Origin of the sequence: Amycolatopsis sp. NPDC051373 (assembly GCF_040689465.1) — a bacterium.
GTDB lineage: Bacteria > Actinomycetota > Actinomycetes > Mycobacteriales > Pseudonocardiaceae > Amycolatopsis.
Genome location: NZ_JBFBAE010000001.1, coordinates 550,484 through 573,277, shown reverse-complemented (window position 1 = coordinate 573,277; position 22,794 = coordinate 550,484). Strand labels below are relative to the sequence as shown.

Here is a 22,794-nt window from a genome sequence, read left to right as displayed (position 1 = left end):
GCGTGCCGTGCCCCGCGGCGGGAGCTCTCACCCGCAGCGGGCGAAGTCACCCGAAGAAACACGGATGCCCCCGGCCCGAGATGGGCCGAGGGCATCCGCAGGGGAACGGGAAGGGCCTAGAAAGCCGCCTCGTCCAGCTCCATCAGCGCGTTGTCGGCGCCTTCGACGATCGTGCGGCGCGAGGACAGCTCCGGCAGCACGGACTTCGCGAAGAACGACGCCACGGCCACCTTGCCCTCGTAGAAGGCCACGTCCTTGGCCGCCGCGCCCGCGTCGAGCTTGGCGATGGCGACCTCGGCCTGCTTGAGCAGCTGCCAGCCCACCAGCAAGTCGCCCATCGACATCAGCAGCCGCACGGTGTGCTGGCCGACCTTGTTGATGCTCTGCGGGTCTTCCTGCGAAGCGGTGAGGAAGCCGATCATCGCGCCGAGCATGCCCTGGGAGTCCTCCAGGGCCTGCTTCAGCAGCGCGCGCTCGTTCTTGAGCCGGCCGTTGCCCGCCTCGGACTCGATGAACTTCGTGATCTCACCGGCGAGGAACGCGAGCGCCTGGCCCTTGTCGCGCACGATCTTCCGGAAGAAGAAGTCGAGCGACTGGATGGCCGTGGTGCCCTCGTAGAGCGAGTCGATCTTCGCGTCGCGGATGTACTGCTCGATGGGGTAGTCCTGCAGGAAGCCGGACCCGCCGAGCGTCTGCAGCGACTGCACGAGCTGCTCGGTGGCGCGCTCCGAGCCGACGCCCTTGACGACCGGCAGCAGCAGGTCGTTGATGCCGTGCGCCAGCTTCAGCGCGGCCTCGTCCCCGTCCTGCGTCCACAGCTGGTCCTGGAACGACGCCGTGTACAGGTAGACGGCGCGCAGGCCCTCCGCGTACGCCTTCTGCAGCATCAACGAACGGCGCACGTCCGGGTGGTGCGTGATGGTGACGCGCGGCGCGGCCTTGTTGAGCATGTTCGGCAGGTCGGCGCCCTGCACACGCTCCTTGGCGTAGTCGCGCGCGTTGAGGTACCCGGTCGACAGGGTGGCGATGGCCTTGGTGCCCACCATCATCCGGGCGTATTCGATGACCTGGAACATCTGCGCGATGCCGTTGTGCACCTCGCCGAGCAGCCAGCCCTTGGCCGGGGTGCCGTGCTGGCCGAAAGTCAGCTCGCACGTGGTGGACGCCTTGATGCCCATCTTGTGCTCGACGTTCGTCACGAAGGCGCCGTTGCGCTCGCCCAGCTCACCGGTCCGCGAGTCGAAGTGGAACTTCGGCACGAGGAACAGCGACAGGCCCTTGGTGCCCGGCTTGGTCTCGATGCCGGGACCCTCGGGGCGCGCCAGCACCAGGTGCATGATGTTTTCGCTCATGTCGTGCTCGGCGGAGGTGATGAACCGCTTCACGCCGTCGATGTGCCAGGAGCCGTCCTCCTGCTTGACGGCCTTGGTGCGGCCGGCGCCGACGTCGGAGCCCGCGTCGGGCTCGGTCAGCACCATCGTGGCGCCCCACTGGCGGTCGATCATGAGCTGCGCCCAGCGCTTCTGCTCTTCGGTGCCGTTATTGTTCACGATCATGGCGAAGTTCGGGCCCGCCATGTACATGAACAGCGGCGCGTTGGCGCCGAGGATCAGCTCGGACGCGGCCCACTGCACCGTGGGGGGCAGGCCGAAGCCGCCGAGGTCGTTGGTGAGGCCGAGACGCCACCACTCGCCGTCCAGGAGCTGCTTGTAGCTCTTCTTGAACGGCTCGGGGATCTTCACGCTGAAGGTCTTGGGGTCGTACACCGGCGGGTTGCGGTCCGCGTCGGCGTAGGACTCGGCGAGCGGGCCGGTGGCGAGCTTGTTCAGCTCCGAGAGCACGCCGCGCGCGGTCTGCTCGTCCGACTCGGCCAGCACGCCCTTGCCAAGGCGGTCCTGCACGCCGAGTACCTCGAAGAGGTTGAACTCCAGGTCTCGGACGTTGCTCTTGTAGTGGCCCATGTCGTCACTCCGTGTCGTGTTCGGCTTTCCGGCCGGGCACATGTTCCCTTACTCGCCGGTAACTTCAGGATATTACCTACGAGTAACTGGAGCAAGCGGTTCCCCTCTTCCAGGGGTGTGGATTCAGCCGAAAAACCGACATCGACCAGGAAGCCGACCTCAGGGCGTGCCGCGCGCCACGGCGCGGTCGGCGGGCAGGGGCGTGTGGGCGTCGTCGGTGTGGGGCACGAGGATGCCGCTGCGGAACGCGATGGTCACGGCGTGTGTGCGATCGCGCGCGGTCAGCTTGCGCAGGATGCTCTTCACGTGCGTCCGGACCGTCTCGACGGAGAGGAACAGCAGCTTCGCGATCGCCGAGTTCTCCAGGCCTTCGGCCACGAGCTGCAGCACCTGGTACTCGCGGCGCGACAGCGGCATCGCACCCTTCGGCTGGGTGAGGTTCTCCTCGGCCGGCGCCGCTCTGGGGGACGGCTGCCGCTTGGGCCGCGCAGTGAGCGCGGCCAGAGCCGGGTCGATGTAGCGCCGGTCGGTGTGCGCGCGCCGGACGGCTTCCGCCAGCCGCCGCGGGTCCACCGCCCGCGGCACGATCGCGTGCACGCCCGCCGCGATGGCCGTGGCGAGGTACTGCTGCGTGCGGTTGACGTCGCGAACCAGCGTCACCAGCACCACGGCGGGGTCGCCGGAGTTGAGCAGCTTCGTGAGGTGACAGTGGGGATCCAGCGCCGAGTCGAGGATCACGACGTCGGGACGCACCTGCTCGCACAGCTGCATCGCGGCGTGGTGGCTCGCCGCCTGACCCGCCCAGTGCAGCCCCGGCGTCCGGTGGACCATCGACGCGAGCCCCTCGCGAAAGATCGGGATGGGATCGACGACGGCCACCCCCAGGCTGCGGTTCGCGGTCGGTTGTCCGGGCACAGCCGGCGTTCGGTGGGGCTCGATGCCGCGCATCTCGGGCCTCCGTCTTCCAGGTCGTTCCCGGGTCGCCGGACGCCCGCGCACGCCCCCCGGCGTGCCGTCCTGGCACCACCCGATCCCCCCTGCTGGGACCGGACAGGAATGACACCTTGTCCTTGATTCGACTCCTCCGGAAGGCGCTTGTGACGCGGTTTCCCCCTCATGGCCGTATCGGCCGGTTGCAGCAAACTCTCCGTAGAAAAAGCCTTGTGATCTGCGGCTTTTTGGCCCTGTACGGAATCGCTGGCTCGTCCGTTTGCTACTGAGGGTGTAGCCGAAAGATGGTCGCTACGTGACAACCCGTGCACGCAGCGCGGCGAACTCACTTGCGAGGCCGGTGGGCGTCCAGTGGGCGTTGAGGCCGCTCGGGTTGGGCAGGACCCACACGCCGGTCTTGCCGATCACGCGCTCCTGGGGGCCGACTTTGGCTTTCTTTTCGCCGAACGCGGTGCGGTAGGCGGTGATGCCCAGCACGGCCAGCCAACGGGGTTTGTTGTCGAGGACTTTGTCGACCAGCGCCTTGCCACCTTCACGCAACTCGTCGTCGGTCAGCTCGTCCGCCCGGGCGGTGGTCCGCGCGACGAGGTTGGTGATCCCGAGGCCGAGGTCGAGGAGCTCGTGCTGCTCACTCGGGTCCAGCAGCCGCGGCGTGAAGCCGCCGGCGTGCAGGGCGGGCCAGAAGCGGTTGCCCGGGCGGGCGAAGTGCAGGCCGAGCGCGCCGGAGTAGAGGCCGGGGTTGATGCCACAGAAAAGCACGTCGAGGCCGGGCGCGATGACGTCGGGAATGACGACGTCCTGCGCGGCAGCCAGTTGGTCTTTGGTGGGTCGGATGGGCATGGGCCCAGTCTCGGGCACGCTGGTGGGCGTGACTCCTGACGGTTGCCCGGTTGCCCGGTTGCCCGGTCGACCTCTGCCTGCGGCTGCCCGCGGCGGATGCGCCGGAGATCGTGCACGGCGCGGTGTCCGCCGGCGCGGGGGACAGACCCCCACCCTCCTCTGGGGGGCTGCCCTGTCCCAGTTTACCGAGGTCAGGGGCCTGAAAACGGCGAGCGTGAAATCTGTGGACAAGTCGGGGTCGGCGGAGTCAGGTGTGGATAACTCTTGGCCGGCGGCCAGCCGGGTCTATCTCTTGGCCGGCGGCCAGCCGGGCTGTCTCCTGGCCTGCTCGCAGCTGGGTCTGACTCCCTGGCCAGCTGCCAGCCGCCAGCTGCGAGCAGGCCCCTGGCCAACGAGCCTGCTCGCGGCGGCTCGGCGGCACCTCGCCCCCGGGGGCCGGCTGCTCGTCGAATGGCACCCGCCGGAGTGGTTCGACCACGTGGTCGACGGGCCGGGCGGGCTCCTCGGGGAGGTCGCCGTTTCGCTGCACGACGTCGTCCGCGCGGGCGATCTGCTGTCCGCGACGGTGCGCTACCGAGCCGCCGAACGGGTGTGGCACCAAGAATTCACCTGCCGGCGGCTGGGTTTTCCGGAGCTGTCCGAGGCGCTGACCTCGGCCGATCTGACCTTCGGCGAGTGGCTGACCGCTGACCGGGATTGGTTCTCGGCGGACGGGGTAGCGGATCACGTACCGATCTAGGTAGCCTGTGTGATCTCTCGCACAACGTCGTAGGGAGGAGCCCGCGTGCAGCTTTGGGTTGTCCTCGCACTGGTGGCCCTCACCCTGGCAGCCGCCTCGCTGATCGTGGTTCTGGAAGACCGGCGCGCCGCCAAGCGGGCGGCGCTGCGGCGCAAGGCGCGGCTAGCGCGTCTGGGCGAAGTCGATCCGCTCGCGCCCGGCCGGCTGAGCGTGGATCGCTGAAGGGATTCCGCGCAGGGCGAGCAGCAGGGCGCCGAAGAGCCAGCCGAGGCCGGCGCCGAAGGTGTTGGTCATGAGGTCGTCGATGTCGAAGATGCGGTAGACGAACGGCGCCGTCCCGAAGTTCGCGGTGAGCTGCGTGATCTCGACGGCCAGTGACACCGCCGCGCCCACGGCCAGCGCGCCGACGAGGCCGCGGCGCCACAGGATGCGGGCGAAGATCCCGAGCGGCACGAAGAGCAGCACGTTGAGCGCGGCCTGCTGGAACGTCTGCGTGCTGAACCAGTGCGCAGCCGAAAGGCCGTGCTTCACCAGCTCCGTGTGGATGTCGGCGATCCACTGGAACGGCCGCAGCTGCACCGTCTGTTCGAGGCGCCGGCCGTTCGCGCTCGGCAGCGGCAGGAAGACGACCGCGAGCGCCATGCACGCGTAGAACACGACCGCCGCGGTGGTCACGAGGCCGCGCAGCCGCGGGCGGCCGTAGCGCGCCAGCTGCAGCACGAGCTGCGGGACGAGCAGCGTGCCCCACAGCGCGAGGAATCCGATGAATCCGTACTGCAGGGCCGTGACCTGTGCGTTCGTCATGCCGAGAACGTTATGGATCTTGGGGGTCAAACCACTTCGGTCGAAGGGCCGGACGGAATCCGGCCGGATCGGCCATCTGGCCGAGGGCGGCTTAAGCCGATCGGTCAGGCTCCTCGTCGCGCTGCTCGTCCTCGGCGCGCTCCGATCGCCACGCCGCGAAGACCGTGCCGCCGACGAGCAGGACGACGACCACGATCACGGTCAAGACGATCTGCAGTTCCACTGTGGCTCCCCAGGTTCGCGCTTCTGATCGTTGCCCGGGCTCCGCGCGTTACGCCGGGCAGCCCCGTTGCCCGAACCGGACACCCGGCAGGAAACGCCGGGTGACATTTGCCCATCACCCTCCTTTTTCCTCTGGTGAGGTCCCTCCCATTTGGGCAGACTGCTCCGCCGTGTGCCCGTTCCAGGGGACGACGGGCGCGAAATCGGAGGAAACATGAGGCTCTTCACCCGGCTCGCGGTCACCGCCGCGGCCGCACTGGCCACTGTGGCCGTCACGAGCGTGCCGGCGTCGGCCGCGCAGACCACGGACGTCCGGATCATCACGCTGAACGATCTGCACGGCAACCTCGAGCCGCCGGCGGGTTCGGCCGGCAAAGTGTTCATGTCCGACGGGACCAGTGTGGACGCGGGCGGCGCGGCGTACGTGGCGACACACGTGAAGCAGCTCGAGTCGCAGGTGCGCAACTCGATGGTGCTCTCGGCGGGCGACAACGTGGGCGCGTCGCCGGTGATCTCGGCGCTCTTCCACGACGAGCCGACCATCGACTTCCTCAACGAGCTGGGCGTGAAGGCCTCCACGGTCGGCAACCACGAGCTCGACGAGGGCTACCAGGAACTGCTGCGCATGCAGTTCGGCGGCTGCAACAAGACCGACGGTTGCCAGTTCCGCCCGACGTACCAGGGCGCGAACTTCCCGATCCTCGGGTCCAATGTGTACTTCACGAACGGCCTGCCCGCGCTGCTGCCGTTCTCGGTGCAGTTCTCCGGCGGCGTGCCGATCGGCATCATCGGCGCCACGCTGAAGGACCTGCCCTCGGTCGTCACGCCCGACGCCATCAAGGGCCTCAAGTTCGGCGACGAGGCGCAGGCCATCAACCGCACCGCCAACCTGCTCGACCTGCTGGGCATCAAGGCCCAGGTCGTGCTGCTGCACCAGGGCGACGAGACGCTGCCGGGCTCCGGCCCCAATGACTGCAAGGTGGCGCCGGGCGGCGAGGCCGACGTCATCACCAAGAACGTGAGCCCGAAGGTCGACGCGATCTTCACCGGCCACAGCCACCAGCAGTACAACTGCGTGATCAACGACCCCGCGGGCCAGCCGCGCCCGGTGATCCAGGGCGCGTCCTTCGGCCGGCTGCTGTCCGTCGTGGACCTGAAGATCGACCTGCGCACGCGCGACGTCATCCGGTCGCAGACCAAGGCGCACAACGAGATCGTGACCCGCGACGTGACGCCGGACCCGGCCGTGACCAAGCTCGTGGACGAGGCCAAGACCAAGTCGGGCCCGATCGCCAACAAGCAGGTCGGCACCATCACCGCGGACCTCACCGCGGCCGGCGCGCCCTCGGGTGAGTCGACGATGGGCGACGTGATCGCCGACGCGCAGCTCGAAGGCACCAAGTCCAACAACGCGGTCGTCGCCATCACCAACCCCGGCGGCATCCGCGCGGACCTGAACTACGCGTCTTCGCCCAACGGCGAGGGCGACGGCGTGGTCACCTACGGCGAGGCGTTCACCGTGCAGCCGTTCGCGAACATCATGCAGACGATCACGCTCACCGGCGCGAACCTGAAGAACGTGCTGGAGCAGCAGTGGGGCCAGCCGGGCGGCACCAAGATCCTGCAGATCTCCAGTAGCCTGCACTACACCTACTCGGCGTCGGCGCCGATCGGCTCGCGCGTCTCGAACATCACCGTGAACGGCACGCCGGTGGACCCGGCCGCGACGTTCCGCGTGTCGGTGAACAACTTCCTCGCCGCGGGCGGCGACGGGTTCACCGAGTTCACGAAGGGCACGGACCTCGCGGGCGGTCCCGTGGACCTCGACGCGCTGATCGCGTACCTCGGCGCGCACCCGGGCGTCACCCCGCCGCCTGCGGACCGGATCACGATGATTCCGTAGCCGGTTGTTTCGAGTAGCCCCGCCCCTCGCTCGTTGAGGGGCGGGGCTCTCGTTTTTCCAAGCTTTCGCCGGGTCTCAGGGCGCACGATGGGACCCATGACGACCTGGGAAGACGTGGTGACACTCGCGGCGGAGCTGCCGGAGACCGAGGAATCCACCTGGTACCGCACGCCCGCGTTGAAGGTCGCGGGCAAGGGCTTCGCGCGCCTGCGCAGCGAAGCCGAGGGCGGCGTGGTCCTGTTCTGCGGCCTCGACGAGAAGGAAGCGCTCCTCGCGTCCGGCGACCCAGCGTATTTCACGATGCCGCATTACGACGGTTACGGCTCGATCCTGGTGGACCTGGAACGGGTGGATCCGGTGCAGCTGAAGGAACTTCTGGTGGAGTCGTGGCGGCGTAAGGCTCCTCGCAAGCTGCTGGGCTGACGGTTCCTCGTGCGGCATCCGGGTGATTTCGGGGTTGTCCACACCCGTGTATGGAGTTGTGGATGAATCGGCGCTTCGAGCCTGCGACGGTCGCGTGCGGGCGGAGCTGTTCGGTCGGCGCCTGGCCGGCCTCGACTCAGTCGATCAGCTCGGGTTCCAGCAGGCTCATCAGGTACATGTCGTGGTACTTCCCGTCGCTGCCACGGAAGCATTCGCGGTGCCGGCCGTCCTCGACGAAGCCGGCCTTGCGGTAGACATGGCGCGCGCGTTCGTTCTCGGCGACGACCCACAGGGCGATGAGGTGCAGGCGCATCACGTTGAAGCCGTAGCGGCACATCAGCCGCAGCGCTTCGGAGCCGTAGCCGCCGTTCCAGTGGTCCTTCTCGCCGATGTAGATGTCCAGCTCCGCGCGCCCGGTCTCCGGCGTGGCGTCGCGCAGGTCGGTCACGCCGATCAACGCGCCCGACGCCACGGATTCGATGCCGCACACCACGTGGGCGTAGGTGTTGACCGGGCGTTCCTCGCAACGCTTGCGCACTTGGTCGAGCGAACGCGGGTACGAGCTGTCCATCCACTGCCCGACCTCCGAGTCGTGGATCCAGCGATACAGCGAATCCGCGTCCGACGTCTCGAGCGCCCGCAGCCGCACCAGCTTGCCTGTGAGCACAGCTCCCCCTCACTCCCGCCGCAGCAGCAGGAAGTCCTCGACCCCGACGAGCCCGAGGAACTGGCGCACCCCGGGCGGCATCGGACGGCGGGACCCATCATGCACGAGCTGTGGATCACCGACGCGCCATTTTCGGCCGCGCGTGACGATCTCCGCGTGGCCCGCGGCCAGCACGTTCTTGACCCAGTCGGTGTCGGGGCCGTAGGTGAGGGCGACGACGAAGCCGTCGTCGGTACGGAAGACGTTCAGCGGGGTGCGGAACTCCTTGCCCGACCGGCGGCCCTGGTGCACGACCATCCCGAAGCCTGGCAGCCACCCGACGAACGGTCCCGTGACGCGGTTGGTCACCACGCGGTTGAAGCGGGCGAGACGTTCTGGCAGCACCATGGGTCCAGCGTAATCCAACGTCCGTGGAATTAGCCCGTTTTCGGGCCGGTGCGAGGCCGTTTCGCACGTCTGGTGGGATGTTCGCGGACGCCGGCACGACGCGGGGAGAAGAACATGTCCAACGACTGGCCGCTGCGACAGGACCCTGAGTCGCCCGTGATCTTCGCGCGGGCGTTGCTGGAGGACCCCTCGCAGCTCGCGTTCGTGGTCCTCGACGATGACGACGACTGGTTCATCAGCGACGGCGCCGAGTTCGACGAGGACATGGACGTCAACCGCGAGCAGTTCGGCGCGGTCTCGCTGCGCGAAGCCGTGGAGCTGGTCCCGCAGCTCACGGCGCTGGCGTCGCTGCCAACCGGCATGGCGGCCGACTGGGACCCGGAGCGTTCGGCGTGGCTGCTGAGCTCCGTCGCCGACTCCGACGACGAGGCCGAGGACCGCGAGATCCGCGACGCGCGCATCGCCGCGTGGCAGCACCCGGGCTCGCCGGTAGACGAGGTGCAGTTGTCGACCGGGCTCACCGAGATCGTGACCGGTGGTGACGCGCCCGTTCGCGCCGTGCGCCAGGTGGTGCGCGAGGGTGACGGCACCTGGCTCTTCGTGGGCTTCGAGGTGCCCGAAGCCGAGGACTTCGAGGTCGAGGGCCTGGAGCTGGAGCACGTGGTGAGCCTGTACCCGGACGTCGTGAACGTGCTGCAGGCCGCGCCCGGCCAGGTCTTCGACCGCGCCGAGCCGGGTGCCGAGTGGGAGCTCGTCGAGGGCTGAAAGTTTTCCGCGGCGATTGTCCTGGCGCGGCGGGGGCCGTTCGTCCTTAGAGTGTTAGCCGGCGAACGGCGCCGGTCCGGACACTCATCAGGAGCAGCCATGCCCACCTATGCCGCGCTCATCTACTCCGCCGACGTGGACCCGACGCAGCCCGAAGCCGCGTCGATGATGAAGGACTACAACGAATTCGGTGCGGCGGCCGCCGCCGTCATCCGTGGCGGCAACGCCCTGTACCCGACCGCGACGGCCACCACCGTCCGCGTGAACGGCGGCAAGGGCGGCGACATCGTGACCAGCGACGGCCCGTACGCCGAGACGAAGGAAGCCCTCACCGGCTTCTACCTCATCGAATGCGCCGACCTCGACGAAGCGGTCAAGGTCGCCGCCCAGATCCCGGCCGCGTGGGACGGCGCCGTCGAGGTGCGCCCGATCGTCGAGTTCTCGTGACGGTCGCCGGTGACACGCTGGCGCGGCTCATCCGGGATGAGGGGACCCGGGTGCTCGCCACGCTCGTGCGGGTCATCGGCAGCGTGGACCTGGCCGAGGACGCGGTGCAGGACGCCGTCGTGCGGGCGCTCGAAACGTGGCCGCGCGACGGCGTCCCGGACAACCCGCGGGCCTGGCTGCTCGTGACGGCGCGGCGACGCGCCGTCGACGTGCTGCGCCGCGAGGCCAAGCGCGTCGGGAAGGAGGCGGACGCGATGCCGCTCGCCGACGAAGATCCGCCGCCTTCCGTGATCCGTGACGACTTGCTGCGCCTCGTGTTCACCTGCTGCCACCCGTGTCTGTCGGTGGACGCGCAGGTCGCTTTGTCGCTGCGGACGCTCGGCGGTTTGTCGACCGCCGAGGTCGCGCGCGGCCTGCGGCTGCCCGAGGCGACGGCGGCGAAGCGGCTGACGCGGGCGAAGCAGAAGATCGCGACGGCGGGGATCCCGTACCGCGTGCCGGCGGCGGAGGAGCTGCCTGAGCGGCTTTCCGGTGTGGCGGCGACCGTGTACCTGATCTTCAACGAGGGGTACGTGGGCGTGCGCGCTCCGCTGGTCGACGAGGCCGTGCGGCTGGCGCGGCTGCTCGCGTCGCTGATGCCGGACGAGCCGACGGTGCTGGGGCTGCTGGCCTTGCTGTTGCTGCACGACGCGCGCAGGTGCACGCGCGTCGCCGACGACGGGTTGCCCGTGCTGCTGGCCGATCAGGATCGTTCTTTGTGGGACGCCGCACTGATCCAGGAGGGCGTTTTGCTGGTGGGGCGTGCTTTGCGGCGGACGCCTTCCGGGCCCAATCCTTATGTGGTGGAAGCGGCGATCGCGGCTTGTCACGCCTTGGCGCCGACGTACGAGTCGACCAACTGGGACGCCGTGATCTCTTGGTATGACGTGCTTTTCACCGTCCGCCCGAGCCCGGTGGTGTCACTGAACCGCGCCGCCGCGATCGCCGAACGTGACGGCGCCGCCGTGGCCCTGCCCCTCGTGGACGCGCTGGACGGCCTGGCGGACTACCCCTGGTGGCACGCGACGCGCGCGGAACTCCTGCGCCGCTTGGGAAATCGCTCCGCGGCTCTGGCTGCTGTGGCCGGCGCCGAGGCGGCGGGCCTTGGTGCCGGCCACGTGGCCTTGCTGCGTCGCCGAGCAGGTGAATAGGTGAATAGGGCGGCCTTGACACGTTCGCGGCCCGGCGCGTTCGATGGTGACACGCCCTGCGGCCGGTGAACGCGCCCGCACCCAGGGCGCCCAACTTTCTTTGCTGAGGGGGCTCCACGATGGCCGAACACCCCAACGCGACACTCATCCGCCGCGGCTACGCGGCCTTCTCCGCCGGCGAAGTCGCGGCCCTGTCCGAGCTCATCGCCGCCGACGCCGTGCAACACATGCCGGGCCACAACGTCTTTTCCGGCGACCACAAGGGCCGCGACGCGATCCTGTCGATGTACGGCGAGCTCGCCACCCGCAGCGACGGCACCCTCCGCGTGGCCCTCGAAGAGGTCTACGCGGACGACGACGAGGTCGTCACGGTCTACCACTCCACCGGCACCCGCGGCGACAAACACCTCGACACCCGCCACGCGCTGGTATTCAGAATGCGCGACGGCCAAGCGGTCGACCTGCTGGACGTCTCCCAGGACGAATCCTCCGACGACGCCTTCTGGGCGTGATCACCATGTCCGTGCTGATGCTCCTCCGCGTCCCCGGCAACGGCGCCCAGTTCGAGCAGGCCGCCGCCTCCGACCCCGACCGCATGTCAGCCATCATCGCCTCCGCCCGCGCCCACGGCCTGCAGTCCCACCACTTCTGGGCCGACGACAAGGACATCCTGGTCGTCGACGTCTGGCCGGACGAGGCGTCGTTCCAGGCTTTCTTCTCCTCCGAAAGCGACCGCATCGGCGCGCTGATGGCGGCGGCCGGCGTCACCACTCAGCCGCAGGTGACCTTCTACCGCAAGCTCGACGTCGGGGACGATGTGTGAGCCTGTCTATTGTGGATCGACCTTCTTGGTGAGCTCGATCCACGTTCCAACCCAGCCGCTGGAGACGGCGATTTCCTCCAGCGCGCCGGTGGGGAGGAAGAGTTCTTTGAGCCGTTGCTCGGCCTTGGGGTCGCCTTGGCGGATGCGGTCTTCGAGGTGTTCCAGCTCGGCGATGGCGTCGTCGGTGGAGCGGTAGCTGCTCCAGGACGTGTCGTGCTCGCCGGTGCGGAGGATGCGGAGGAGGTCGTTGATGACTTCGCAGAGCTGCTCGCCATGCGTCATGGGTGGGATTATCCCTCAAGATTGGTGGCGGTGACCTGCGGTCGAGCATGTGTCGTGGGGTGCCTCTCTTGACCGGGGCTGACCGGGGCATGTGGTTGGGATGTTGCTGGAAAGTCCCGAGCGACTTGGGGCTGAGGAGATCGTCGAACGTGCCTGCCCTTCGATCTCAGAAGCGGTGCCGGGTTCCGAGGCAGAACCCGGGGTGTTGTCGTTCCAGTCGTCGTCCAGGCTCAGCTTCACCTGATGGTTGTGCGCGGCGTGCCAGATGACTCTGGCGGCGACGTGGGTACCGACGATGGGAAGTTCCATATGCCGCGGCATAGTGGTGATCTCGGCGAGTCCCACAGCATCGGGATGGTTGTCGATGCGGATGAATATCCCGAAGGGCTGCCTGCCGATGACCTGGCCGGTGATGTGGGTTCCGATCGGCAGGCCTTCGGTTGTTGCAGTCCAGGTGGTGCGCGCTCGCTCTGCAAGCTGCTGGTAGGGATCGTCGGGCCAGGAGTAGTCGTTCACTTGCCGAGTATGGCGGGCAGGACGGTCGCATGGACCGCACCAGGGTCGCCGGCCACTAGCTGGCGCCTTCGTCGAACACCGGCCGGAGAAGAAAGAGCGCGGAAATGGAGCCGCCGAGTGATGTTGCTGGGATGTTGTTGGAACAGTACGCAGAAAGCCAGAAGGGTGCTTCCCAATCTCGGGAAACACCCCGTCCGAGCTGCAAGAACAGTTCTTGGAGCGGATGACGGGAATCGAACCCGCGTATTCAGCTTGGGAACCAGGGTGATCATGGCCGATAGTGGTCCTGACCTGCGGTTCCGTCTGCCTGGCGCTTGCCCCTGTTGACCGTGGTTGACCGGCCTCAATGGCACGGCAATGGCACGGCAATGGCACGGCGGAGCCGGCCCCGCCTGCACCCTTTCGGTGAGGATCACCGGACAGGCGCCTCCCCTTGATCGCCGAAGCGGTGTGAGGTCCCAGGGCCGTCTCCGGGAGGCATCCCTGTGTGCGCCAGTTGCTGTTGACTCACGGCCAAGCCTCTCGACAAGATCGCGGCGTGCGAACAATTGGGCAACGACCAATCGGGCCAGTGCATGTCACCGTAGGTCAGTGGCTCCTCATCGATGGGGTCTTGGACAACGAGGTTCAGACCCGTATCGATGATGGGGCATGGCCTAGGGAGGTACAGGCAGCTCACAGCATCCGCGAGGCGGGCTGGGCATGGAATAGAACGATCGATGACAGCCGCAAGGACTCACTGGGATGGGCACCACGGGACGAGATCGTCACCTTGATGCTGGAACCCAGGCAATGGGCGCTGATGCTGTCGGTGCTCCGCAAGAGGAACGAGTTGGAGGAGACTGACCAATTGCGCGACCTAGCCGAGTTGGTGTCCGCACAACTACCCGGACTGAAGTGGCCCTGAGCTGGGGTTCCGCCTACGTGTTGCTGGTCCCTGTTGACCGTGCCCGTCGGCCTCGACGGCACACCGCGGACGACACCCCAGTCCCATCCCTTCACCCCGATACGAAGCCAGCACGCGGCCGGTGTCGCCGGGTCAAGGCACGCTTTCCCGCCTTGACGCGGTGGTGCCGGCCGTTGTCACGATCCGGCTTCGGGGTGGAGCCTCGCGACCTCCGTGCGTAACGATCGTGGCTCTGAGAGCGACGGTGACGACATGGCTCTCGATGGGGAGGCTCCAGCCCTGGCTCCTTGGCGCTCACGCGCCGTCGGTGAGCGGCGCTACGTACGTGCGTCCTGGCGGCCGCGCCGCCCGGCCGGTGGGCGAAGCGGAGCGGCAGCCCGCCGTGTCGGAGCGGCGGCGGACGCCCAGATGATCGGCTCGGTCCCGCTCCGGCGCGCCGCCCGCCGGCGGCGCGCCCTTGATCCCATAGAGCCAAGTTCGGCAACGACACCGCTTGCGCTGTAACGCGTACGCCATCAGATTCGGTATATATCGAGTGGTTAGGACCTCTGCTCCTGTGCGGTGTGGAACATGACAGGCCAGTACCAGGTCATCGACGTGTCCGAGTGGCCAGTTGCGTCCATAGAACCTCGCGGCGAAGAGGCTAAAACTTGGCTGGAGGAACCAGATTCAGGCCAGGATCCCCGTCGGTGGCTATTCAAGCCCATCACTACACACGATTGGGGTGATCAGGGCGAAGACTGGTCCGAGAAGATCTCCTCAGAAGTCGGCAGGCTCCTGGGCGTGCCATGCGCGCAAGTAGAGCTCGCCAGTCATCACGGTGAGCGAGGCTTGATATCGCTTGATCTTGCCCCAAGGCCACTGCAGCTCTTCACAGGAATGCTCTTGATGCCTGCCGTTGTGTCGGGCTACCAGGTCGGAGCCGATCGCGTCAACGGACGCCCTGGCCACAGTCTCTCGAACATTCGCCTTGCCCTCACGGGTTGCGCACCGCCGCCCGTATCGGATCTTCCGTCAGGCTTCTACGCCTTTGACGTGTTTGTTGGGTATTTACTACTGGACGCTCTGATCGCGAACCGTGACCGCCACGATGAGAACTGGGCGATCCTGCGACCGGCTGATCCGACTCAGCCCGATATGCTTTGCGGCGCCTACGATCATGGCAGTAGCCTTGGCTACAACCTCCGTGACGCAGCGCGCGAGCAGAAGCTCCGCGAAGGCCAGGTCGAGCACTGGGTGAAGCGGGGCACAGCGTGGCGGTTCGAGCACACTACGCCACCTGGACCAGTCACGTTGGTAGGGCTCGCGGCCGAGGGGCTCAGGATGGCCGGTCCCGCCACACGCGGCTACTGGCTGGATCGGCTCCAGGGTATCGACACCAACGTTCTAGTGAACGTCGTCTCCAGCGTCCCTGGAATGTCAGACCCTGCGCGTACCTTTGCAATGGAAGTACTTCGGCTCAACCGGGAGAGGCTGCTCAATGAGTGTTGACTTCGCGTCGGCCGCTAACTCGCGGACGAGCATGACCCGAGACCTGACTATCCGCAGGATGGCGGTCGGTTGGCAGCACCCTGTCACCCGAGCTGTTGACGCTGTGGGGTTGCTTGAGTTCGACGGCACGCAGCATCGATTTCGGTATCTGAGGCGCGCTTCGCGTGTCTCGGGCTTCCGCCCTTTCATCGGTTTCGCCCGGCTCGACGGAGTGTACGAGTCCGAGGCGCTGTTCCCGCTGTTCGCGCAGCGTGCCATGAGCCCCAGACGGCCTGACTACTCTCAGTACCTGCGCAGCCTCGACTTGGACGACACAGCGTCAACTTGGGAACAGATCGCGCGGACTGAGGGGCGACTTGCAGGGGACACCATCCACTTGGTCCCCGAGCCCACCGTAGGTCCAGACGGCTCCACCGCTGGATGCTTCCTGGTCGCCGGCATACGCCATCGCATGCCTGATCAGGACCGTCGAGACGCCATCCTTGGAAGCCTGCAGCCAGGTTCGAAACTTTTTCTCAGGGACGAGCCGGATAACCCGGTAAACCCGCGAGCAATTTTGGTTTCTCAGTACGAAAAAATTGACATCGGCTGGGTTCCGAACATGCTCGTTGAGTATGTGCACAAAGTGCGCAATTCTGGAGATTGTCGAATTCAAGTTCGTCACGTCAACGGTGCGGAGTCGCCTGTTCATATGCGCCTACTCGCAGAGATAAGAGGGAAAGTTATGCCCGGGTACGAGGCGTTTTCTGGCTCTGGATGGGAAACCTACTAAGTCCGGTCAGTTGATCAACCGTTTCGTGAAGCCGGCAGAAATCAGGTTGCGAAACGAGTGAAAGACGTCACTGGACATTTCCTGCTCAATGGCAAATCCGCGCTCGGGGTAGGTCATGATGCGCTGTGTATCGCCAACGAGCATGTTGATAACTCGGTCGACGTCACCGATGCTTTCGATGTACTCATCTAGCGGCAGCGGCCGGGACGCACAGACTACGTCTACGTCGGGCCAAAGTTTCTTGCACGTCGCGTAGGCCCGGCGCTGCTGGTACGGACGCGAGATCAGCGTGACCGACTTGACCTCGATCTCCCGCCTCTCCAGTAGCTGCCGGCTAAACGTGATGTTGTCCCCAGTGTTCCGTGCCTCCGGCTCGACCAGGATGGCGTCATCCGGAATCCCCAGTTCCAACGCGTGCTCCTGGTAGTGCACAGCCTCCCCGCGCGGGAACCGCTCGACGGTCGTCGGCGCGTTGGCTCCGGTGAAGACGATCCGCGGGAAGTACCCCTGCTGGTACAGCTCCGCCGTGTACGTGGCGACGCCGAGATCGTGGCTCCCCAGGCCGATCCCAACGTCCGTGGGCCGGAGTTCGTGGTGCATGTCGTGGTAGTCCCAGAGCGTTTGGACGTCGGCGCGGAGGTTGTCCGGCAGGGTGGTCGAGCGCTCGGTCATGCGGGAGACTCCGGAGTCAGTCGGGGAGCTTGAACGTATACGACCAGGAGAAACGGCTGGCAGCGTGGATGCCGCGCGCGAACTCGACGACTCGGCCGTCTGCGGTGAAGGTGCGGCGTTGCAGAACCATGACGGGTTCGCCGGCCGGGAGCTCCAGCGTCTCGATCTCATCGGGCGTGGGCATGCGGGAGTAGAAGGTCTCGCTGATCGTGTCGGGTTCGAGGCCCTGGAGCGTGAGCACGAGGAAGCCGCCGCCTCGGCCGGCCGGTCCTGGGGTGTCGTCGACGAGGCGGGTGCCCTCGACGTCTTCCGGGCGGTAGTAGCTGGACAGGGTGTGCGTGGGCTGGCCGGCGTCCTTGACCAGGCGCGCACGCTCGTAGACGAGTGAGCCGACGTCGACGCCCAGGGCCTCGGCGATCTCCTTGTCGGCTTCGACCTTCGAGACGGTCTGGGTCTGGTCGGTGGGCTTCCACTCGCGGCCGGAGGCTTCGCGGTCGGCGATGAACGCCACGGTGTCGCCGTACTTCCACTTGCTCTTGGCGTAGCGGTCGGCGCCGAGGCGTTTCATGGGCGGGCGCGCACGGACGACGGTGCCGCGCCGGCGGATCGGCGTCACCAGCCCTTCGGCTTCGAGGACGCCGACGGCTTTGCGGACCGTGTTGACGTTGACGCTGTACTCCTCGGCCAGCTCCTCTTGCTTCGGCAGCGTCGAGTCCGGGGCGTAGTCGCCCCGCTGGATCGCGTCGCGCAGGCTGGCGGCCAGCTCGCGGTACCCAGTGCCCACGTGGTCCTCCTCTGTCGGTCGATAACGCTAGCGGTATCGGCTCATCATGGTCTACTGAGCGTGTTAGAGATAGTTCTATTGACAAGTTGATCGTCGCAGCCTCTAATAGAACTACCTCTAACGGGGTGAGCGGTCCCACAGGGACCCCAGAGACCAGATGTGACGACAGAAGGGGCATCCACGATGGCCATCAGCAAGGGACACCGGTTCGCGATCGACTTCGACGAGGCTTTCCCGCTCGGCCTGGTGCTGGTCGGCGAAGTCGCGCCGGACAACGAGTACCAGTCGCGGGAGGACCGGGCGGCGGGTCGGCCAGCACGTCAGCGCGTTGACGAGACCACGGGCAAGCGCCAGTGGAAGGCGACGGTCACCGACCCGAACGAGACCAACTCCAAGCGCGCGTCGTTCGATGTGACGTTCCTGGCCGACGTCCAGCCGGTGCCGACGACGTCCGAGGCTCTGCCGGGCATGCGGCCGATCGAGTTGGAAGGGCTCACCGCCGAACCCCGCGTGGCCGGGAACGGGGAGTTCAAGTACCAGTCCTACGCCTTCCGCGCGACGGGCTTCAAGGCCTCTGCCAGCTCGGCGAAGCCGGCCCGCAACGCCCCGACTGAGTCGGCGCAGAAGGCGGCGTGATGAAGCGGGTCCCCGCCGGGGTCGACTTGGTGCAGGCGTGGGAATACGCCTACCGCCGGTACGGCGCTGCGTCGGAGTTCGCGGCTCGGGTGGGCCGGGGAGACCACGGTGGGGCTTCCGCGATGGCGGATGCGTCGTGGTCGGTCGCTTCGGCCTGGCGGGCGCTCGCAGACAACCGGGACGACTTGGAGTGGTGGCTCCTCGCAGCAGTGGAGTCCGCTGCCGAGGCGTTCGAGGACCAGGCACGGTTTTGGCAACAAGAGGAAGGACACGAGGGTGGCGTTCAACGCGACCTGGACCCCAGGCGCGGAGGCGGTCGCCGGGATGCACCAGCTTGGTTCGACGTCGGTCCCGGGACTGGTGCTGTACCTCGACCCGGACAGTTTGGCGATCGCCCCGCCGGCGGATCCGGCGCTGTGGCCGAGGTTCGCGGAGTTCCTTCGCCAGCTCCGCGACGGGGCGGAGCAGCTGGCGGTAGTGGTCGAGGCTCGGGCCGGGGTGGTGCGTGATGGCGACGACGACTGAACCCATGACACTCCAGGCCGCGCACAACGCGGCAATCGAGCGACGTCCGCCTTCCAACGCCAATCTCACCGCGTGGGTGGCGTTCCACCAGAGCAACGCCCGGATGTACCGCGCCGTCGCAGACGTTGACCGGTGGCATCACCACGAGGCCATGTACTGGGTCGGGTACGAGGAACGAAAGGCGGGTGAGGTGTCGGCTCGGATCCAGGCGGAGAAGCCGCGGGCCGAGTAGTCCCAAGTAGACAAACCATAAGTCAAGAGTTTCAGCGAAAAACGCACGCGATGACGTGCGGCGATCAATCACGCCCTCATGCGGCGGATGAGAAACGTAAGGCGCAGAAGCGGAAACCGGCTACCAACCATGCCGCTCCTGCGCTGTCCACAACCAGCGGAAGTGAACAATGACAACGCTAAACGATGACAAACGGCGCGTGTCAACGGGGGTCACCCGGACGCGTTGCTGCTCCTGCAAGCGATTCGCGATGCTGCTTCCCGGCGAGACGAAGTGCGCGACCTGCTCGGGAATGCTCCCGTTGCACCTCACGTCGCGGGGTGGTCGCTGATGTCGGCCGGGTTCGTGCTTGTGGCAATGGCGGCGCTCGGCGTCGGTGTATGGGTGCTGCACAAGGTCGGCCGCGCGCTGGCGTCGGTGGCGGAAGCCTTGGCAGCGGCTGCGGTGGTCTTCATCGCGCTCTGGTGGGTGTGCAAGGCCATCGTCTGGGCGCTCGCGCAGCTCGCGACGCGGTGGCGGACCAGCCTCGCCGTGGTGGCGGTGCTCGCGTGGTGTGCGGTGTTGGGCTGGGTCTCTCTTGCTGCCGTGCTCGGTGGCGTCGCGCTTGTGCTCGGTGCCTGGTGGTTGATCGACGCAGTGTCGTTCGATCAGTGGTGCTGGCGGTTCCTGCGCTCGTGGTGGGCGCGGTGGTGGATGTACAACCGCAAGCTTCCGGCCTGGCTGCACGCGTGCGGCTTGTCGGTGCGTGACGGTTCATTGCCGGTCGTGGTGGACGTGAACCTGCTCGGCCGCAAGGCCAGTCGCTCGACGTCTCCGGCAGCGACGCGGATTCCGAAGGTGCGCAAGGTTCGGTCGGGTGCCTCGTGGGATGAGGTTCGGGTGGAGCTCGTGGCTGGTCAGAAGCCAGAGGACTTCGACGAGGCCGCCCGGGCGTTGGCGGTGGCGCGGAAGGTCGCGCGGTGTCAGGTTCGCGAGGTCGCGCCGAACGTCGTCTCCATCGACTTCCAACGTCGTGACCGGCTGGCCTCACTCGTGCACTGCCCGCCGCTACCGGAGAGTGTTGAGGCCGGCGGGGTGGATCTGCGCAACGTGTCGGCTGGCCGGACGGAGTACGGGAAGGACTGGCGGATCCCGCTGCTCGGCTCTGGGGCGCACACGCTCACGGCTGGCGCTTCGGGTGCGGGGAAGAACTCGGTGATGTGGTGCCCGCTCGTCGCGGCCGCTTCGGCGATCCGCTCCGGCGTGGTTCGCATGTCGGGCATCGACCCCAAGGGGATGGAGCTGGCCTACGGACGCGGCATCTTCTCCCGCTACGCCGTGAGCGGCAAGGACGCCTTGGAGGTCCTTGACGGCCTGGTGGACGAGATGGAGTCGCGCAAGCGGGCCTTCGCCGGGCGAGTCCGCACGATCCCGGTATCGACCGAGTACCCGTTGGAGCTGCTGGAGTTCGACGAGATCGGGGCTCTCACGAAGTACACCGACCGCAAGACCCGCGACGCCATCGTGGAACGGGTTGCCCTGCTCACCACGCAGGGCCGGGCGCTGGGCATGTCGGTCCGCGGCTACGTCCAGGAACCCACCAAGGACACCGTGCCGGTGCGGGAGCTGTTCACTCGGCGGGTGTGCCTGCGAGTCACCTCGAAGACCCACGTCGGGATGGTCCTCGGGGATGGCGCGTACGAACGCGGTGCCTGGGCGAACAGGATCGGCGACTCCGAGGCCGGCGTCGGCTACGTGTGGGGCGAGGGCATACGCGAACCCCTCCGTGTCCGCGCCGGGTGGGTCTCCGACGAGACGGTCAAGGCACTGGAGCACTACGTCACCAACGGCGGGCGTGCCGATCTGAGCGCCCGTGGGATGGGGGTGGCGGCGTGAACCGGCTGATGGTCTTCCTTGATGCTGTCCGCGACCACTTGGACCTGCACCAACTGCCGCCGACGGCATCGGTGACTGTCACCGCTTGGTCCGATCCGCTCGTGGTTCAGCTCGACGTGACCGGACTGTCGGCGGTCGCGGCCGGCCTCCTGCGGTGGGTCTCGACGCTCGATGAGGTGTCGGCATCCATCTGGCGGCCTCGATCGTCGGACCGGGTCCACTTGGCCGTTCATGGCCGAACTCCATGTGGCGTCCCGGTGCAGGTCTACGGCGGAGTGCGGTTCGACGAGATGACGTTCCCGGACCTGCCGGAAGGCGTTCGCCAAGACATCCCTGTCTTCGTTCTTCGGGGATGGGCCGGTGCCGGGGAGGTGGCTGCCTGATGGCCGAAACTCGTGCTGAACGGATGCGCCAACCCCTCGCGGCTGACGTCATCAGGGCGACGGCCGAGAAGCACGGGGTGTGCGTTCGTCCCTTCACGATGGAAGTCGGCGACAAGGAAACCGGGGAACTGCAGTACGTCCCGGTCCCCTGCGGGTCCACTGTGGAATCGGTGTGCCTGCCGTGCGCACGCAAGGCCAAGGCGCTTAGGCAGGTCCAGTGCCGCGAGGGCTGGCACATGACCGAGGAACCGGACCTCACCCCTGAGGAACCGACCGAGGACCAGACGGAGTTACTGACGTACCGCGCTGATCTCGTCGCGGCCTACAGGGAGGTGGTCGACCACGATCCGGCCGAGGCGGAGGAGGTGCGAGCCGAGGTCGCCGGAGTGGATGAAGAACTTCGGCAACTCGGGGTCCGTGGCCGGCTGCCCTCCCTCGACCTGCCCACGAAGAAGCCAGTGAAACGCTCGACCAAGCGTCGCCAGGACGCGCCCAACCTGCCCCGGAAGAAGGTCACCAAGACCACCGTGGGCAGGGAGTTCGCAGGCAAGTTCCGGCCGTCGATGTTCGTCACGCTCACGTGCGACACCTACGGCCGGGTGCGCTCGGACGGCACACCTGTTGATCCGTCGACGTACGACTACCGCCGGGCAGCTCGGGACGCGGTGCACTTCTCTGCGCTCGTGGACCGGTGGTGGCAGAACCTGCGCCGGGTTGTGGGTTGGGACGTGCAGTACTTCGCCACGGTCGAGCCGCAGAAGCGGACGGCGCCGCACCTGCACACCGCGCTCCGCGGTTCGATCTCGCACGAGACCATCCGCATGGTCACGGAGGCGACGTATCACCAGGTCTGGTGGCCCAACCACGATCAGCTCGTCTACGCCGACCGCGTGCCCTCGTGGGACGGTCCGGAACGTGGCTTTGTCGACCCGGAGACGCGGCGACCGCTGATCACCTGGGACGACGCCGTGGAGGAGGTCGAGCAACCGGCGCACGTGGTGACGTTCGGGCGTCAGGTGCACTCCAAGGGCATCCTTGGCGGCACCGAAGAGGCCGGCCGTCACATCGGCTACCTGACGAAGTACCTCACCAAGTCCACCGGTGAGGTCGTCGAGGCCACCGGCGCGGCCCATGTCGCTCATCACGACCGTCTTCACGCCGAGCTCGCCGTCACGCCGTGCTCGCCGCGCTGTGCGGTCTGGCTGCTCTACGGCATCCAACCCAAGGGCGTCAACAGCAAGACCACGCCTGGGCACTGCAAGGGACGGGCCCATCGGCGGACCACCCTCGGGCTTCCGGGGCGCCGCGTGCTGGTGTCGCGGAAGTGGTCGGGCAAGACGCTCGTAGACCACAAGGCCGACCGCAGGTCGTTCGTGAAGCAGGCCCTCGCGGTCGTCGGGATCGAGAAGCCGGAACCCGATCCGGCCCGGCTCGTCTGGCGCAAGGTCGAGTCCACCGACTCCCACGTCCCGCCTCGGGATCACCTCATCATGCGCGCCATCGCCGAGCGGATCACGTGGAAGGCCGAATACGACCGGGCGCTACTCGCGGCAGGACCGCCGGAAACTTCGGCAACTCGGCAAGCGGCCTGACCAGG

28 protein-coding genes are annotated in these 22,794 nt (G+C 67.2%); 17 read left to right on the top strand and 11 right to left on the bottom strand.

The window, feature by feature from the left end; all coding sequences use genetic code 11:
* Positions 1-116: 116 nt before the first annotated feature.
* The 3 genes from AB0383_RS02845 to mug form a co-directional block, all read right to left on the bottom strand.
* The gene (locus AB0383_RS02845) at positions 117-1,961 is read right to left on the bottom strand and encodes an acyl-CoA dehydrogenase (protein ID WP_366184735.1); all 1,845 of its coding nucleotides are present in this window, start codon (positions 1,959-1,961) and stop codon (positions 117-119) included.
* A gap of 159 nt (positions 1,962-2,120) precedes the next feature.
* Positions 2,121-2,909 (bottom strand): response regulator transcription factor, encoded by a 789-nt coding sequence (locus tag AB0383_RS02840; protein ID WP_364169623.1) that lies wholly within the window; start codon positions 2,907-2,909, stop codon positions 2,121-2,123.
* 294 nt (positions 2,910-3,203) lie between these two features.
* Positions 3,204-3,752, bottom strand: coding sequence for a G/U mismatch-specific DNA glycosylase (gene mug, locus AB0383_RS02835; protein ID WP_366184733.1), 549 nt, complete (start codon positions 3,750-3,752; stop codon positions 3,204-3,206).
* Positions 3,753-4,005: 253 nt separating this feature from the next.
* Between mug and AB0383_RS02830 the strand changes: the two genes are divergently transcribed.
* On the top strand, positions 4,006-4,491 hold the full coding sequence (locus AB0383_RS02830) for a hypothetical protein (RefSeq protein ID WP_366184731.1): 486 nt from the start codon (positions 4,006-4,008) through the stop codon (positions 4,489-4,491).
* A 45-nt stretch (positions 4,492-4,536) separates the two neighbouring features.
* Entirely contained in the window at positions 4,537-4,713 is a 177-nt protein-coding gene (locus tag AB0383_RS02825) for a hypothetical protein (RefSeq protein ID WP_364169615.1), read from the top strand.
* Here AB0383_RS02825 and AB0383_RS02820 read toward each other — a convergent pair.
* Entirely contained in the window at positions 4,654-5,295 is a 642-nt protein-coding gene (locus AB0383_RS02820) for a VanZ family protein (RefSeq protein ID WP_364169612.1), read from the bottom strand. The two genes, AB0383_RS02825 and AB0383_RS02820, sit on opposite strands and share 60 nt — an antisense overlap.
* Before the next feature lie 91 nt (positions 5,296-5,386).
* Positions 5,387-5,518 (bottom strand): hypothetical protein, encoded by a 132-nt coding sequence (locus AB0383_RS02815; RefSeq protein WP_366184728.1) that lies wholly within the window; start codon positions 5,516-5,518, stop codon positions 5,387-5,389.
* Positions 5,519-5,731: 213 nt separating this feature from the next.
* On the opposite strand from AB0383_RS02815, the gene AB0383_RS02810 reads away from it, so the two are divergent.
* Together AB0383_RS02810 and AB0383_RS02805 are read left to right on the top strand one after the other, a co-directional pair.
* Positions 5,732-7,420 carry a bifunctional metallophosphatase/5'-nucleotidase gene (locus tag AB0383_RS02810; protein ID WP_366184726.1) on the top strand — a complete coding sequence of 563 codons (1,689 nt, stop codon included), beginning with the start codon at positions 5,732-5,734 and terminating at the stop codon, positions 7,418-7,420.
* Positions 7,421-7,516: 96 nt separating this feature from the next.
* Positions 7,517-7,843 (top strand): MmcQ/YjbR family DNA-binding protein, encoded by a 327-nt coding sequence (locus tag AB0383_RS02805; RefSeq protein ID WP_366184724.1) that lies wholly within the window; start codon positions 7,517-7,519, stop codon positions 7,841-7,843.
* 136 nt (positions 7,844-7,979) lie between these two features.
* Here the strand turns inward: AB0383_RS02805 and AB0383_RS02800 are convergent, their stop codons facing one another.
* Positions 7,980-8,510, bottom strand: coding sequence for a GNAT family protein (locus tag AB0383_RS02800; RefSeq protein WP_364169601.1), 531 nt, complete (start codon positions 8,508-8,510; stop codon positions 7,980-7,982).
* Between the two features lie 9 nt (positions 8,511-8,519).
* Positions 8,520-8,897, bottom strand: coding sequence for a nitroreductase family deazaflavin-dependent oxidoreductase (locus AB0383_RS02795; RefSeq protein WP_364169598.1), 378 nt, complete (start codon positions 8,895-8,897; stop codon positions 8,520-8,522).
* 114 nt (positions 8,898-9,011) lie between these two features.
* Here AB0383_RS02795 and AB0383_RS02790 point away from each other — a divergent pair, with 114 nt between their 5' ends.
* The 5 genes from AB0383_RS02790 to AB0383_RS02770 all read left to right on the top strand — a co-directional run bounded on the left by AB0383_RS02790 (position 9,012) and on the right by AB0383_RS02770 (position 12,122).
* On the top strand, positions 9,012-9,662 hold the full coding sequence (locus tag AB0383_RS02790; protein WP_220245211.1) for a hypothetical protein: 651 nt from the start codon (positions 9,012-9,014) through the stop codon (positions 9,660-9,662).
* Positions 9,663-9,761: 99 nt separating this feature from the next.
* Positions 9,762-10,109, top strand: a complete 348-nt coding sequence (locus AB0383_RS02785) for a YciI family protein (protein WP_354865245.1) — start codon at positions 9,762-9,764, stop codon at positions 10,107-10,109.
* Positions 10,106-11,299, top strand: a complete 1,194-nt coding sequence (locus AB0383_RS02780) for a sigma-70 family RNA polymerase sigma factor (protein ID WP_366184720.1) — start codon at positions 10,106-10,108, stop codon at positions 11,297-11,299. The genes AB0383_RS02785 and AB0383_RS02780 overlap by 4 nt, the downstream gene beginning before the upstream one ends.
* Positions 11,300-11,418: 119 nt before the next feature.
* Positions 11,419-11,811 carry a nuclear transport factor 2 family protein gene (locus AB0383_RS02775; protein ID WP_366184718.1) on the top strand — a complete coding sequence of 131 codons (393 nt, stop codon included), beginning with the start codon at positions 11,419-11,421 and terminating at the stop codon, positions 11,809-11,811.
* Positions 11,808-12,122 carry a hypothetical protein gene (locus AB0383_RS02770; protein WP_364169588.1) on the top strand — a complete coding sequence of 105 codons (315 nt, stop codon included), beginning with the start codon at positions 11,808-11,810 and terminating at the stop codon, positions 12,120-12,122. Before AB0383_RS02775 ends, AB0383_RS02770 begins: the two co-directional genes overlap by 4 nt.
* A gap of 6 nt (positions 12,123-12,128) precedes the next feature.
* Here AB0383_RS02770 and AB0383_RS02765 read toward each other — a convergent pair whose 3' ends face one another.
* Positions 12,129-12,404 carry a hypothetical protein gene (locus tag AB0383_RS02765; protein ID WP_366184716.1) on the bottom strand — a complete coding sequence of 92 codons (276 nt, stop codon included), beginning with the start codon at positions 12,402-12,404 and terminating at the stop codon, positions 12,129-12,131.
* Between the two features lie 15 nt (positions 12,405-12,419).
* Entirely contained in the window at positions 12,420-12,920 is a 501-nt protein-coding gene (locus AB0383_RS02760; protein ID WP_366184714.1) for a hypothetical protein, read from the bottom strand.
* A 1,477-nt stretch (positions 12,921-14,397) separates the two neighbouring features.
* Here AB0383_RS02760 and AB0383_RS02755 point away from each other — a divergent pair.
* Both AB0383_RS02755 and AB0383_RS02750 read left to right on the top strand, forming a co-directional pair.
* Entirely contained in the window at positions 14,398-15,318 is a 921-nt protein-coding gene (locus AB0383_RS02755) for a hypothetical protein (protein ID WP_366184712.1), read from the top strand.
* A gap of 31 nt (positions 15,319-15,349) precedes the next feature.
* Positions 15,350-16,090 carry an HIRAN domain-containing protein gene (locus tag AB0383_RS02750; RefSeq protein WP_366184710.1) on the top strand — a complete coding sequence of 247 codons (741 nt, stop codon included), beginning with the start codon at positions 15,350-15,352 and terminating at the stop codon, positions 16,088-16,090.
* A gap of 6 nt (positions 16,091-16,096) precedes the next feature.
* On the opposite strand, the gene AB0383_RS02745 is transcribed toward AB0383_RS02750, so the two are convergent.
* Positions 16,097-16,762: a YdcF family protein gene (locus AB0383_RS02745; protein WP_366184708.1), complete on the bottom strand. Its 666-nt coding sequence runs from the start codon at positions 16,760-16,762 to the stop codon at positions 16,097-16,099.
* A 16-nt stretch (positions 16,763-16,778) separates the two neighbouring features.
* Positions 16,779-17,546 (bottom strand): GntR family transcriptional regulator, encoded by a 768-nt coding sequence (locus tag AB0383_RS02740; protein WP_366184706.1) that lies wholly within the window; start codon positions 17,544-17,546, stop codon positions 16,779-16,781.
* Between the two features lie 183 nt (positions 17,547-17,729).
* On the opposite strand from AB0383_RS02740, the gene AB0383_RS02735 reads away from it, so the two are divergent.
* From AB0383_RS02735 to AB0383_RS02710, 6 genes are all read left to right on the top strand, one after another.
* A complete protein-coding gene (locus tag AB0383_RS02735) occupies positions 17,730-18,182 on the top strand; it encodes a hypothetical protein (RefSeq protein WP_366184704.1) in 453 nt (150 codons plus the stop codon).
* Positions 18,183-18,458: 276 nt separating this feature from the next.
* Positions 18,459-18,707, top strand: a complete 249-nt coding sequence (locus AB0383_RS02730; RefSeq protein WP_366184702.1) for a hypothetical protein — start codon at positions 18,459-18,461, stop codon at positions 18,705-18,707.
* A 4-nt stretch (positions 18,708-18,711) separates the two neighbouring features.
* Positions 18,712-18,939: an AMED_5909 family protein gene (locus AB0383_RS02725; RefSeq protein ID WP_364169558.1), complete on the top strand. Its 228-nt coding sequence runs from the start codon at positions 18,712-18,714 to the stop codon at positions 18,937-18,939.
* Positions 18,940-19,269: 330 nt separating this feature from the next.
* On the top strand, positions 19,270-20,814 hold the full coding sequence (locus AB0383_RS02720; RefSeq protein ID WP_366184700.1) for an FtsK/SpoIIIE domain-containing protein: 1,545 nt from the start codon (positions 19,270-19,272) through the stop codon (positions 20,812-20,814).
* Complete coding sequence (locus AB0383_RS02715) at positions 20,811-21,197, top strand: hypothetical protein (protein WP_366184698.1); 387 nt, start codon at positions 20,811-20,813, stop codon at positions 21,195-21,197. The genes AB0383_RS02720 and AB0383_RS02715 overlap by 4 nt, the downstream gene beginning before the upstream one ends.
* Positions 21,197-22,789, top strand: a complete 1,593-nt coding sequence (locus AB0383_RS02710; RefSeq protein WP_366184696.1) for a replication initiator — start codon at positions 21,197-21,199, stop codon at positions 22,787-22,789. Before AB0383_RS02715 ends, AB0383_RS02710 begins: the two co-directional genes overlap by 1 nt.
* Positions 22,790-22,794: the final 5 nt, after the last annotated feature.

Bases quoted from the DNA above. Each gene is read 5' to 3' on its own strand.
- AB0383_RS02845 (WP_366184735.1), bottom strand. From the start codon at position 1,961: ATGGGCCACTACAAGAGCAACGTCCGAGACCTGGAGTTCAACCTCTTC.
- AB0383_RS02840 (WP_364169623.1), bottom strand. From the start codon at position 2,909: ATGCGCGGCATCGAGCCCCACCGAACGCCGGCTGTGCCCGGACAACCG.
- mug (WP_366184733.1), bottom strand. From the start codon at position 3,752: ATGCCCATCCGACCCACCAAAGACCAACTGGCTGCCGCGCAGGACGTC.
- AB0383_RS02820 (WP_364169612.1), bottom strand. From the start codon at position 5,295: ATGACGAACGCACAGGTCACGGCCCTGCAGTACGGATTCATCGGATTC.
- AB0383_RS02810 (WP_366184726.1), top strand. From the start codon at position 5,732: ATGAGGCTCTTCACCCGGCTCGCGGTCACCGCCGCGGCCGCACTGGCC.
- AB0383_RS02805 (WP_366184724.1), top strand. From the start codon at position 7,517: ATGACGACCTGGGAAGACGTGGTGACACTCGCGGCGGAGCTGCCGGAG.
- AB0383_RS02795 (WP_364169598.1), bottom strand. From the start codon at position 8,897: ATGGTGCTGCCAGAACGTCTCGCCCGCTTCAACCGCGTGGTGACCAAC.
- AB0383_RS02790 (WP_220245211.1), top strand. From the start codon at position 9,012: ATGTCCAACGACTGGCCGCTGCGACAGGACCCTGAGTCGCCCGTGATC.
- AB0383_RS02785 (WP_354865245.1), top strand. From the start codon at position 9,762: ATGCCCACCTATGCCGCGCTCATCTACTCCGCCGACGTGGACCCGACG.
- AB0383_RS02775 (WP_366184718.1), top strand. From the start codon at position 11,419: ATGGCCGAACACCCCAACGCGACACTCATCCGCCGCGGCTACGCGGCC.
- AB0383_RS02765 (WP_366184716.1), bottom strand. From the start codon at position 12,404: ATGACGCATGGCGAGCAGCTCTGCGAAGTCATCAACGACCTCCTCCGC.
- AB0383_RS02755 (WP_366184712.1), top strand. From the start codon at position 14,398: ATGACAGGCCAGTACCAGGTCATCGACGTGTCCGAGTGGCCAGTTGCG.
- AB0383_RS02750 (WP_366184710.1), top strand. From the start codon at position 15,350: ATGACCCGAGACCTGACTATCCGCAGGATGGCGGTCGGTTGGCAGCAC.
- AB0383_RS02745 (WP_366184708.1), bottom strand. From the start codon at position 16,762: ATGACCGAGCGCTCGACCACCCTGCCGGACAACCTCCGCGCCGACGTC.
- AB0383_RS02735 (WP_366184704.1), top strand. From the start codon at position 17,730: ATGGCCATCAGCAAGGGACACCGGTTCGCGATCGACTTCGACGAGGCT.
- AB0383_RS02725 (WP_364169558.1), top strand. From the start codon at position 18,712: ATGACACTCCAGGCCGCGCACAACGCGGCAATCGAGCGACGTCCGCCT.
- AB0383_RS02720 (WP_366184700.1), top strand. From the start codon at position 19,270: ATGTCGGCCGGGTTCGTGCTTGTGGCAATGGCGGCGCTCGGCGTCGGT.
- AB0383_RS02710 (WP_366184696.1), top strand. From the start codon at position 21,197: ATGGCCGAAACTCGTGCTGAACGGATGCGCCAACCCCTCGCGGCTGAC.